The sequence below is a fragment of the Streptomyces sp. NPDC003016 genome (assembly GCF_053591455.1).
Genome location: NZ_JBSFTV010000008.1, coordinates 19,450 through 31,787 on the forward strand (window position 1 = coordinate 19,450; position 12,338 = coordinate 31,787).

The 12,338-nt window shown below is 71.4% G+C and carries 7 protein-coding genes; 4 read left to right on the plus strand and 3 right to left on the minus strand.

Features of this window, described 5'->3' with window-relative positions:
* Positions 1–129: 129 nt before the first annotated feature.
* Entirely contained in the window at positions 130–1,851 is a 1,722-nt protein-coding gene (gene treS, locus ACWDZ4_RS08775) for a maltose alpha-D-glucosyltransferase (RefSeq protein WP_451507713.1), read from the minus strand.
* Entirely contained in the window at positions 1,848–3,836 is a 1,989-nt protein-coding gene (locus ACWDZ4_RS08780; RefSeq protein ID WP_451507714.1) for an alpha-1,4-glucan--maltose-1-phosphate maltosyltransferase, read from the minus strand. The genes treS and ACWDZ4_RS08780 overlap by 4 nt, the downstream gene beginning before the upstream one ends.
* Positions 3,837–4,583: 747 nt before the next feature.
* Between ACWDZ4_RS08780 and ACWDZ4_RS08785 the strand changes: the two genes are divergently transcribed.
* From ACWDZ4_RS08785 to glgP, 3 genes are all read left to right on the plus strand, one after another.
* Positions 4,584–5,006: an FAD-dependent monooxygenase gene (locus ACWDZ4_RS08785; RefSeq protein ID WP_451507715.1), complete on the plus strand. Its 423-nt coding sequence runs from the start codon at positions 4,584–4,586 to the stop codon at positions 5,004–5,006.
* Positions 5,007–5,143: 137 nt separating this feature from the next.
* Positions 5,144–6,040 (plus strand): FAD-dependent monooxygenase, encoded by an 897-nt coding sequence (locus ACWDZ4_RS08790; protein ID WP_451507716.1) that lies wholly within the window; start codon positions 5,144–5,146, stop codon positions 6,038–6,040.
* 126 nt (positions 6,041–6,166) lie between these two features.
* Positions 6,167–8,818 carry an alpha-glucan family phosphorylase gene (gene glgP / locus ACWDZ4_RS08795; protein ID WP_451507717.1) on the plus strand — a complete coding sequence of 884 codons (2,652 nt, stop codon included), beginning with the start codon at positions 6,167–6,169 and terminating at the stop codon, positions 8,816–8,818.
* Between the two features lie 74 nt (positions 8,819–8,892).
* On the opposite strand, the gene ACWDZ4_RS08800 is transcribed toward glgP, so the two are convergent.
* A complete protein-coding gene (locus ACWDZ4_RS08800; protein WP_451507718.1) occupies positions 8,893–10,920 on the minus strand; it encodes a M4 family metallopeptidase in 2,028 nt (675 codons plus the stop codon).
* 577 nt (positions 10,921–11,497) lie between these two features.
* Between ACWDZ4_RS08800 and ACWDZ4_RS08805 the strand changes: the two genes are divergently transcribed.
* Positions 11,498–12,331: a hypothetical protein gene (locus ACWDZ4_RS08805; RefSeq protein ID WP_451507719.1), complete on the plus strand. Its 834-nt coding sequence runs from the start codon at positions 11,498–11,500 to the stop codon at positions 12,329–12,331.
* Positions 12,332–12,338: the final 7 nt, after the last annotated feature.

Consider the following 12,338-nt stretch of genomic DNA (forward strand, 5'->3'; position numbering starts at 1 on the left):
GGTGCGTGGGGTTCTCCCCGCAGTCGAAACGCGGGGAGTGTCGGGTCGGGGATCGTCCGTACGGACCCGATACGAGGGGGAGAGTGCCCAGGGCGGGGCAGTGGAAACCGCCCCGCCCCGGACGGGACTTCAGGCGCGCTTGGCCGGCAGCGGCGACGCGTCCTTGCGCAGCCGGAACCAGTAGAAGCCGTGACCTGCGAGGGTCAGCAGATACGGCCATTCGCCGATGGCGGGAAAACGCACCCCGCCGATCAGCTCGACCGGATGCCGCCCGTTGAAGGCCCGGAGATCCAGTTCCGTCGGCTGCGGGAACCGCGAGAAGTTGTGAACGCACAGCACCAGGTCGTCCTTGTACTCGCGCAGGAACGCGATCACCGCGGGGTTGGTCGACGGCAGCTCGGTGTACGAGCCGAGACCGAACGCCGGGTTCTGCTTGCGGATCTCGATCATCCGCCGCGTCCAGTGCAGCAGCGAGGAGGGCGAGGTCATCGCCGCCTCGACGTTGGTGACCTGGTACCCGTAGACCGGGTCCATGATCGTGGGGAGGAAGAGGCGTCCCGGGTCGCAGGACGAGAAGCCGGCGTTGCGGTCGGGCGTCCACTGCATGGGGGTGCGTACGGCGTCCCGGTCGCCCAGCCAGATGTTGTCGCCCATCCCGATCTCGTCGCCGTAGTACAGGATCGGCGATCCGGGGAGGGAGAGGAGCAGGGCCGTGAACAGCTCGATCTGGTTGCGGTCGTTGTCGAGGAGCGGGGCCAGCCGCCGCCGGATGCCGATGTTGGCGCGCATCCGCGGGTCCTTGGCGTACTCCGCGTACATGTAGTCGCGTTCTTCGTCCGTGACCATTTCGAGGGTCAGCTCGTCGTGGTTGCGCAGGAAGATGCCCCACTGGCAGTGGGACGGGATGGCCGGGGTCTTGGCCAGGACTTCCGAGACCGGGTAGCGCGATTCACGGCGTACGGCCATGAAGATGCGCGGCATCACGGGGAAGTGGAACGCCATGTGGCACTCGTCGCCGCCGGCCTTGTAGTCGCCGAAGTAGTCGACGACGTCTTCCGGCCACTGGTTGGCCTCGGCGAGGATCACGGTGTCCGGGTAGGACGCGTCGATCTCCTTGCGGACCCGCTTCAGGAACTCGTGGGTGCGGGGAAGGTTCTCGCAGTTCGTGCCCTCCTCCTGGTAGAGGTAGGGAACGGCGTCGAGGCGGAAGCCGTCGATGCCGAGGTCGAGCCAGAAGCGCAGGGCGGAGATCATCTCCTCCTGCACGGCCGGGTTCTCGTAGTTGAGGTCCGGCTGGTGGGAGAAGAAGCGGTGCCAGAAGTACTGCTTGCGGACCGGGTCGAAGGTCCAGTTGGAGGTCTCCGTGTCGACGAAGATGATCCGGGCGTCCTGGTACTGCTTGTCGTCGTCGGCCCAGACGTAGTAGTCGCCGTAGGGCCCGTCCGGATCGGAACGGGACTCCTGGAACCACGGGTGCTGGTCGCTGGTGTGGTTCATGACGAAGTCGATGATCACGCGCATGCCGCGCTGGTGCGCGGCGTCGACGAATTCCACGAAGTCGGCGAGGTCGCCGAACTCGGGGAGCACGGACGTGTAGTCCGACACGTCGTAACCGCCGTCGCGCAGCGGGGACTTGAAGAACGGCGGCAGCCAGAGGCAGTCGACTCCCAGCCACTGGAGGTAGTCCAGCTTGGCGGTGATGCCCTTGAGGTCACCTACGCCGTCTCCATTGCTGTCCTGGAAGGAACGGACGAGCACCTCGTAGAACACGGCGCGCTTGAACCACTCGGGGTCGCGGTCCTTGGCGGGCGTGTCCTCGAAGGTGTCGTGGACGGGCTCATTGACGATCATGATGTGGGTGACCCTCCGATCGGCGGGGACGGTCGCAGAACGACGATGTGCGCGGGCGTACGGCCCGGCTCGAGGCGCACATAGTTGGCCCTGCCCCAGTGATAGGTCTCGCCGGTGAGCTCGTCGCGCACCGGGACGGAATCGGACCATTCGAGGCCGAGTTCCGGCATGTCCAACGAGACCGTGGCTTCCTGGGTGTGGTGCGGGTCGAGGTTGACGACCACCACAACGGTGTTCGAACCCGACCGCTTCGAGTAGACGAGGACCGCGTCGTTGTCGGCGTGGTGGAAGTGCAGGTCACGCAGTTGCTGAAGGGCGGGGTGACGGCGGCGCACCCGGTTGAGGGTGGTGATCAGCGGGGCGATGCTGCGGCCCTCGCGCTCCGCGCTCTCCCAGTCGCGCGGCCTCAGCTGGTACTTCTCCGAGTCGAGGTACTCCTCGCTGCCCTCCCGGGCCGGTGTGCCCTCGCACAGCTCGAAGCCCGCGTACACGCCCCATGCGGGCGCCAGCGTGGCGGCGAGCACCGCCCGCACCTCGAAGGCCGGACGGCCGCCGTGCTGGAGGTAGGCGTGCAGGATGTCCGGGGTGTTCACGAAGAAGTTGGGGCGCATGTACGCGGCGGCGTCACCGGTCAGCTCCGTGAGGTACTCGGTCAGCTCCTGCTTGGTGTTGCGCCAGGTGAAGTACGTGTACGACTGCTGGAAGCCGATCGCGCCGAGGGTGTGCATCATCGCGGGACGGGTGAAGGCCTCGGCCAGGAAGATCACGTCGGGGTCGGTGCGGTTGATGTCCGCGATGACCTTCTCCCAGAAGACCACCGGCTTGGTGTGCGGATTGTCGACGCGGAAGATCCGCACGCCGTGGCTCATCCACAGCCGCAGCACCCGCAGCGTCTCGCGGACCAGCCCCGGCATGTCGGCGTCGAACGCGATCGGGTAGATGTCCTGGTACTTCTTCGGCGGGTTCTCGGCGTACGCGATCGAGCCGTCGGCGCGGTGGTGGAACCACTCGGGGTGCTCGGTGACCCAGGGGTGGTCGGGTGAGCACTGCAGCGCGAAGTCCAGCGCGATCTCCATGCGCAGGTCCCGGGCGCGGGCGACGAAGTCGTCGAAGTCCTCGAACGTGCCGAGGTCGGGGTGGATCGCGTCGTGGCCGCCGTCGGCCGAGCCGATCGCCCAGGGCACGCCGACGTCCGTGGCGGACGCCGACAGGGTGTTGTTGGGGCCCTTGCGGTGGGTGGTGCCGATCGGGTGGATGGGCGGCAGGTAGACCACGTCGAAGCCCATCGCGGCGACGGCGGGCAGCCGTTCGGCGGCCGTCCTGAACGTGCCGCTGACCTGCTTGCCCTCCGGGTCGGTACGGGCCCCCTCGGAGCGCGGGAAGAACTCGTACCAGGAGCCGAAGAGGGCGCGTTCGCGCTCGACGAGCAGCGGCATCCGCGGCGAGGACGTGACCAGCTCGCGCAGCGGGTGACGGGCGAGCGCCGCGTCCGCCTCGGGTCCGAGCGCGGCGGCGAGCCGGGCCGAGGGGGGGAGCGCGGTGTCGCGCAGCGCGTCGACGGCGGCCAGGACGGCCTCGCGCCCGTCCTTCTTGGGCACCCCGGACGCGGCGCGCTCGTACAGCTCCGCGCCCTCAGCGAGGACGAGCTCGGTGTCCTGGCCGGCCGGGATCTTGATCCGGGCGTTGTGGCGCCAGGTGGTCACGGGATCGGACCAGGCCTCCACGGCGTACGTCCACTGCCCTTCGGCGACGGGCGTCACGCGCGCGCCCCACCGGTCGGTCCCCGGCGCGAGCTCGCGCATCGGGGTCCAGGGGCCCTCCCGGCCCGCCGGGTCACGCAGGACGACGTTGGCGGCGACGGCGTCGTGGCCCTCGCGGAAGACGGTGGCGGTGACTTCGAAGGTCTCACCGGCCACCGCCTTGGCGGGCCTTCTGCCGCAGTCGACGGCGGGACGTACGTCCAGGACAGGAATGCGACCGATCATTGGCTCACCTGGTGGCTGTGCGGCCGCGGACGGGCGCGGCTCGCGGTCGGGGGCTTTCTTGGGGTCTGTCCTTTTTAGCCGCTCCGTTGGCGACTGGCGGGGTGCGGGCATCACCGCTCCTGTCCACGTTCACTCGGGTGGACCGACTTGGGGCGCGCGGGCGTGCGTACCGGAGGAGCCTTCCCTCGTACCTCGGGTGTGCAATCCGGCGCTTTGTTAACTACTGCCGCGTAACGCGGCCCTGTAACAGCGCGGGCGGGAAACGGCCCCTTCTGTTCGGTCGGGACCGCCCTTCTGCCGGGTGCGCGTTGTGCCGTTCGGGCCAGCCGGCCGCCTGGGGCGGGTGGTCCGGCGGGCCGGGGCCCGCGCCCGTGGCCTCGCCCCGGACCGTCTGCGCGGGCGGGCCCTGCCCACTTCCGCCGCGCCCGCCGCGCGCGGGGCCGTCATCGGCGTACCGGGCAAGGTCTCTGTCGCCGCGTCACCCGTGGCCCAGGCGGACGCGGTTCCCACTCCGGGAGCGAGCAGGCCGAGCCGCGCGCCCCAGGCGGAGAAGCCCGCGTCCCGGTCGTCGAGCCCCCGTACACCGACGGACCCGGCCTCCTTCGCGACGCCGTTGTCCCACGGTCGTGCCATGTGCTGTGTTCCCCTCCGCAACCCGGGCCGCAGGTCCAGGAGTTGGGCCGCCTCCTCCACCGGCTCCGTGCGGTGCGAAGCGCTGCGCGACCGCGTGAAAGGGCGGAATCGGCCATGGCCTCCGCCGTCTCCCGCGCCGGCGTGCCGCGTATCCTCAAGATCTTCTGTGCGCGTCACATCGGCACCGCGGCGCGCAGGGCGTACGGCGGAGAGGCACGGCTGGACGAGCCGGCCCCGGCGGCGCCCCCTGTCGAGCTGTCGCGCTCCGAGCATCCGAAGGACCACCCGCCCATGACGCACATCCTGATCGCCGGCGGCGGCACAGCCGGACTCACCGCCGCACTGAGCCTGCACGCGGCGGGTTTCGGCCGGATCACCGTGGCCGAGGCGGCCCGCACGATCCAGCCGGTCGGCGCCGGGCTGAACATCATGCCCAACGCGGTGCGCGAACTCGACGCGCTCGGGCTGTTCGACGCCCTCGACCGGCAGGCCGTACGCACCCCGAACTGCGCTCCTACCACTGCGGCGGCGGCCTGATCCCCCGCGAGCGGCGCGGTCTCGGCGCCGGCTACCGCCGGCTCCAGCTCTCCGTCCACCGCGCGCACCTCCAGCGGACGCCGGCCGACGCCGTACGGGACCGGCTGGGCGCGAACGCCCTCGTCACCGGCGTACGGGTGTCCGTGCCGGCCATCCTGCCCGACGGCCGGGCCCGCGTGCGGCCGGAGCACCGCGACGGCAGGGCCCACGGGCACACCACCCTGGAGCCCGACGTACTGATCGGCGCCGACGGCATCCGCTCCACCGTCCGCGCCGCGCTCGACCCGGGCGGCGGCGCGCCGGCGTGGAACGGCCTGCTCGTGTGGCGCGGCGTCTCGCGGATGCCCGCCGAACGGGTCCGGCCCTTCATGTTCATCGCGGGCTCCGACCGGCAGAAGGCCGTGGTGTACCCGCTGACCGGACCGGCCGCCGGCACCGGTGAAGTGCTGGTCGACCGGGCCCCGGTGGGACCCGCGGACTCCGTCGACGACGCCGCGCGCGGTGACTGGAACAGACCGGTCCCGCTGACCAGGTTCCTCCACCACTACGAAGGCTGGGAGTCCGACGGCGTCAGTGTCCCCGAGGTGCTGCGGGCCTCCGACAGCGCGTTCGAATATCCCATGGTGGACATCGAACCCCTGGAACGCTGGAGCCACGGCCGTACGACGCTGATCGGTGACGCCGCCCACGCCATGTACCCGGTCGGGTCGAACGGCGCGACCCAGTCCGTCGTCGACGCCCGCGCCCTCGCCCTGGCACTGCACGCCGATCCGGCCGAGGCGCTGGCGGCGTACGAGACGGAGCGCAGGCCCGCGACGACCGCACTCCAGCGGGCCAACCGGCAGCTCGGCCCCGAGGTCGTCATCAGTCTGGCGCACCAACGGGCGCCCGGTGGTTTCACGGACATCGACGAGGTGATCCCGGCGCACGAACGGGCGGCCGTCTGCGCCAGGTACGCGGCCACCGGGGCCTTCGATCCGGCCACGGTCAGCCTCGGCTCGCCGTACGACGTGCCGGTGCACGCCCTGCACTGATCCTCCACGCCCGCCGTGCGCCGTGGCTGAGGGGGGTGGAGTGGCACTACCTTCTGGAGGGAAAGGCCGGACACACACCGTCGTGCGTCCGACCCGGTTCGTACGTCCCCTGCGAAGGTGGAACACGTGAAGGCCATTCGTCGATTCACCGTGCGCCCCGTTCTTCCCGAACCCCTCCGACCCCTGAGCGACCTGGCCCGCAATCTGCGGTGGTCGTGGCACACCGAGACCCGCGAGCTGTTCCAGGCCGTGGACCCCGAAGGCTGGGCGGCCTCTGGGGGTGATCCCGTACGGCTGCTCGGGGCCGTGCCTGCCGGAAGGCTGGCCGAGCTGGCCGAGGACCAGAATTTCCTGACCGGACTGACCGCCGCCGCCGACGATCTGGACACGTACCTGCGCGGCCCGCGCTGGTACCAGTCGCAGTCACCCACGCCGCAGCTGCCGGCCGCCGTCGCCTACTTCTCCCCCGAATTCGGGGTCACGGCGGCCCTCCCGCAGTACTCGGGCGGCCTCGGCATCCTCGCCGGTGACCACCTGAAGGCAGCCAGCGACCTGGGCGTACCGCTCATCGGGGTCGGACTGCTCTACCGGCACGGATACTTCCGGCAGAGCCTGTCCCGGGACGGCTGGCAGCAGGAGCAGTACCCGCTGCTCGACCCGAACGAGCTGCCCGTGTCCCTGCTCCGGGAGGCCGACGGCACCCCCAGCCAGGTCGCGCTCACGCTGCCCGGCGGGCGGGCGCTGCGGGCCCACATCTGGCAGGCGCAGGTCGGGCGCGTACCGCTGCTGATGCTCGACTCGGACGTCGAGGAGAACGCCGCGGGAGAGCGCGAGGTCACCGACCGGCTCTACGGCGGCGGCAGCGAGCACCGGCTGCTCCAGGAGATGCTCCTCGGCATCGGCGGGGTACGGGCGGTCCGCTCGTACTGCCGCCTGACCGGCCATCCGACCCCCGAGGTGTTCCACACCAACGAAGGACACGCCGGCTTCCTCGGCCTGGAGCGGATCCGCGAACTGGCGGGCGAAGGCGTGGAGTTCGACGCCGCCCTGGAGGCGGTACGGGCCGGGACCGTCTTCACGACGCACACGCCCGTGCCGGCCGGCATCGACCGCTTCGACCGCGAGCTCGTCGCGCACCACTTCGGGGACGCGGGCGAACTGCCGGGCGTCGACGTCGGGCGCGTTCTCCAGCTCGGCATGGAGACGTACCCCGGCGGCGAGCCGAACCTCTTCAACATGGCCGTGATGGGCCTGCGGCTCGCCCAGCGCGCCAACGGCGTCTCCACCCTCCACGGCGCGGTCAGCCGCCGGATGTTCTCCGGTCTGTGGCCGGGATTCGACCCCCAGGAGGTGCCGATCACCTCCGTCACCAACGGGGTGCACGCACCCACCTGGGTGGCCCCGGAAGTCATGCGCCTGGGGGCGCGGCAGACCGGCGGGGGCCGTGGCGGGGACGCCCTGCCGGCCGGCTCCGGCAGTTCCGGCGACGAGGCGCAGCGGTGGGACGCCGTCGGCGACATCGCGGACGCCGAGATCTGGGACCTGCGGCGCACCCTGCGCCGGCAGCTGGTCCAGGAGGTGCGGGAGCGGTTGCGCGCCTCGTGGCGCCAGCGCGGCGCCGTGGACGCGGAGCTCGGGTGGACCGACGCCGCGCTGGACCCGGACGTCCTGACCATCGGCTTCGCGCGGCGCGTCCCCTCGTACAAACGGCTCACCCTGATGCTGCGCGACCGCGACCGGCTGATGGACATGCTGCTGCATCCCCAGCGGCCGGTGCAGATCGTGGTGGCGGGCAAGGCGCACCCGGCGGACGACGGCGGGAAGCGGCTGGTGCAGGAGCTGGTGCGGTTCGCGGACGACCCGCGCGTGCGCCACCGGATCGTCTTCCTGCCCGACTACGGCATGGGCATGGCGAAGAAGCTCTACCCGGGCTGCGACGTCTGGCTGAACAACCCGCTGCGCCCGCTGGAGGCGTGCGGCACCAGCGGGATGAAGGCCGCGCTCAACGGCTGCCTCAACCTGTCGGTGCTCGACGGCTGGTGGGACGAGTGGTTCGAGCCGGACTTCGGCTGGGCCATCCCGACCGCCGACGGCGTGGTGACCGACGTGGACCGGCGCGACGACCTGGAGGCCAACGCGCTGTACGAGCTGATCGAGCAGCGCGTCGCGCCGCGCTTCTACGACCGGGGCCCGGACGGACTGCCCGGCCGCTGGATCGAGATGGTCCGTCAGACCCTGGCCACACTCGGCCCGAAGGTACTGGCGGGACGCATGGTGCGGGAGTACGTCGAGCGGCTGTACGCCCCGGCCGCCGAGGCGCACCGGGCGCTGACCCCGGACACGGCCCGTGAACTGGCGGCGTGGAAGGCGCGGGTGCGCGCCGCGTGGCCGCAGGTCGCGGTCGACCACGTCGAAGCCGTGGCGGCCACCGCCGTGGGCGGCACGGCGGAGCTCGGTTCGACGCTCGGCCTGCGGGTGCGCGTCGCCCTGGGCCGGCTCGGCCCGGACGACGTGGAGGTGCAGGCGGTCGCGGGCCGGGTCGACCCGGACGACGCGATCGGCGACGCCCAGACCTTCCCGCTGAAGCCGGCGGGCGGTCCGGACCTGGAGGGCCGCTGGATGTACGAGGGCCCCCTGACCCTCGACCGCACGGGCCCCTTCGGTTACACGGTCCGGATACTGCCGTCCCACCGCCTGCTGCCGCACAGCGCGGACCTGGGCCTGGTGGCGCTGCCGACCGGGGCGACGGGGGAGGGCGCGGGCGTACTGATGCGCTGACGTCTTCGGCACAGGGAACAGCCCTGCGGGAACGGTCCTCCGCTCCCGCAGGGCTGTTCCGCGTTTCCGGTGCCTTACGGGAACGTCACCTTGAAGCCGCTGATGTAGCCGGTGTCCTGGCTGGCCACGTCCTGGACCCTGAGCTTCCAGACCCCGTTCGCCGTCTCGGAGGACGCGTTGACCGTGTACGTCTCCTTGACGTTGTCCGCGGAGTCCGACGAGCTGGAGCCCTTCAGGCGGTACGCCGTGCCGTCCGGGGCGAGCAGGTCGACGACCAGGTCGCCGCGCCAGGTGTGGACGATGTCCACGCCGACCTGGAGGTTGCTGGGCGCGGCGCCCGTCTTGGTGGAGGTGACCGACGAGGTGACCGCCGCGCCGTTGTCCGGGACGGCGACATCGGTGGTGTTCTCGAAGGACGTGCCGGTGCCCGGGTCGCCGCCGCCGGGTCGGGCCCCGACGTTGACGCCCGCCCAGGCGTGGGCGACGGCCTTGTACTCGGCACTGGTGGTGCCGTACAGCTCACCGGCGACCGCGAGGGTGCCGGTGCGGGCACCCGCGTAGTTGGTCGACGAGCCGAACTTGGTGGTGAGCGCCTTGAACCAGATCTGCGCGGCCTTCTCCCGGCCGATGCCGGTCACCGGCAGGCCGTCGGAGGTCGGCGAGTCGTAGCTGACGCCGTTGACGGTCTTGGCGCCGCTGCCCTCGGAGAGCAGGTAGAACCAGTGGTTCGCCGGGCCCGAGGAGTGGTGGACGTCGATGGAGCCGATGCCCGAGTACCAGGCGTCCTTGGAGGAGCCGTCCCGGCTCGGCTTGTCCATGTAGCGCAGCGGCGTGCCGTTGCCCCGGATGTCGATCTTCTCGCCGACCAGGTAGTCGCCGACGTCCTTGGAGTTGTTGGCGTTGAACTCGACGGCCGCGGCGAAGATGTCGGAGGTCGCTTCGTTGAGGCCGCCCGACTCGCCGCTGTAGACGAGGCCGGCGGTGTTGGAGGTGATGCCGTGCGTCATCTCGTGCGCGGCGACGTCGATCGAGGTGAGCGGCTTGGTGTTGTTCGCGCCGTCGCCGTACGTCATGCAGAAGCAGGAGTCCGTCCAGAAGGCGTTGGCGTACGCGTTGCCGTAGTGGACCCGCGAGTACGCGCCGACGCCGTCACCGCGGATGCCGCTGCGGCCGTGCACGTTCTTGAAGTAGTCCCAGGTCAGGCCGGCGCCGTACGCCGCGTCCGCGCCCGCGGTCTCGGCGTTCTGCGGCGTGCCGTCGCCCCAGACGTCGTCCGGTCCCGAGAAGAGGGTGCCGGTGCCCGACGTACCCCGGTTGAGGTTGTACGTCTTGTGGTTGCCGCGCCCGGTGTCGGTCAGGGTGTACGACGGGGCGGAGCCCACCGTCACCTGGCCGCTGTACTGGGTGTTGCCGGTGCCGTTGTGGACGGCCTGCCACTCGAAGATCTTCTTGCCGGTGGAGGCGTCGGTGACGACGTGCAGCTCGTTCGGGGTGCCGTCGTGCTGCAGGCCGCCGACGACCGTCTCGTACGCCAGCGTGGGCTCGCCCTGCCCCATCCACACCACCTTGCGCGGGGCGCGGTCGGCCTCGGTCTTCTTCGAGCCCTCGGCCCGCGCGGCGCCCAGCGCCTGCTTCTCGGCGGCGGCCGGCGCGACCTCGGCGCTCGTGTCGACCGACGTGAGCTGCGCCTTGGACGACTTGGTCACGCCCTCGGTCTTCCCCGTCTTCGTCTCGGCGACGATCAAGTCGCCACCCAGGACCGGGAGTCCGTCGTAGGTGCGCTCGTACCGTGTGTGGGTGGTCCCGTCGCGGTCCTGGACGACGTCGCGTACGGCGAGCTTCTCCTTGGCGCCGAGGCCGAGGGACTTGGCGGTGGCCGCCTTGGTGGCGTTGGCCTCGCGTATCAGCTCCGCGCGCTGGGCGGGGGAGAGCTTCGCGGGCAGGGCGCCGGGGTCGGCCTTCCCGGCCGCGGCGGTCTTCGGGGCGGCGGCCCGGGGATCGTCGGCCGATGCGGTGCCGGCCTGTACGCCGACGGTGAGCAGCGCCGCTGCGGTCAGCAGTGCGCCGGTCGCGGTGGCACGTCGTCCGGTCGTGGATCTCACGCGAACTCCTTCTGCAAGGGGGGTGTCGGGCGGCTTGGGTGGGCTGCCCGGGCGGAGCCGTGCGGAGCAAGGTGGAGCGCGGAACGGGGGAAGAGTGGCAGGAGTGGGGGTTGTCTGTCAGGACCGCGTCAACAAGTTGGCCGGAAATCGTCCGTTGCTCGAAGAGCCGTGTCCGTTCAGCGGACGTTTCGCGGGGTGTTGCCGCAACGCCACCGGGGGTCCGGCGCCGGCCCGGGACCGGCGCGCGATGATGCTGCGGACTGACCGGTTTCAGCGTGCTGCGGAGGGACGGGAACGTGGCGATGGGCGGACCGACCGTGGTGACGGGCGCCACCGGTACACGGGGGCGCCCCTGGTGGACCGGCCGCCGGCGGAGGGCGCGGCCGTACGGACGGCGAACCGCAAGCCGAACGGTGGCCGTTCCGGCACGCTCATGACAGCAGCGGCGGCGGCATGATGGACTGGGTCCGTGATCGGGGCCGGCGGCGTCCCGGGAACAACTGGCGTACGGCGAACGGGTGATGGCGTGCCGTCGGCCCATGGCCGCGGGCCGTCCGGCGCCGTTCTGGAATCGGGGGTGGCTGTGCCGGCGGACGAGCACACGTCGCGCGAGAGCGGTGCGCAGGAGCGCACTTCACGCGAGGCTGTTCAGGACGGGTCGTCTGCCCCGCGGCAGCCGGCGGCGGAGGGCCGGAGGCTGCCGCACCCGTCGCCGCCCCCGCTGCGGGACCGTACGCACTGGGTGACGCTGGTCTTGCTGCCGCTCATCGGGGCTGTCGGCTTCTGGGCCGTGCAGGGGCTGTGGGCGTGGGCCTGGAGTGCGCTCAGCGGCCCGCCCGGAGTCACGGCGTTCGCCTCCCGGGCCGTCGGAGGAGACCACCTGTATCTCGACCCGAAGGCGGCCACGGACCCCGCTGCAGCGTGCAAGCGAGGTGTTCCCGTCGCCGCACCGGGCAAGCCGGCGAGCCTTCCCGTCACGCTGCAGGCCAAGACGGACGAGGCCGTCATGGTCATCGGTGTCGAGGTCAGCGTCGTGTCCAGCGGATCGCCGCCGGAGGGCGGGGCGGTGGCCGAGCCGAAGGGCTGCCCGGTCGTCCTCAAGGGCCGTGCCTTCGATGTCGATCTCACCCGCACCCCGACACCCGTCGTACCGGCTGTCGACGAGGCCGACGGCCGCCAGAGCGCGGACCTTCCCTTCACCGTCACCGCCGACGATCCCGAGCAGTTGAACCTCCGGCTCAGCCCGGGCGGCAAGGACGTCCGGTTCACCGTGAAGGTGGAGTGGGTGGCCGACGGGAAGTACGGCAGCGTGACGCTCAACGGCGAGGAAGAGGATCGCGGGCGCGACGGCGGGTCGGGTTACCGCGTGATGGGCCAGGGCGACTCTTCCTCGGCCCCCGACGGCCATTGAAGAACTC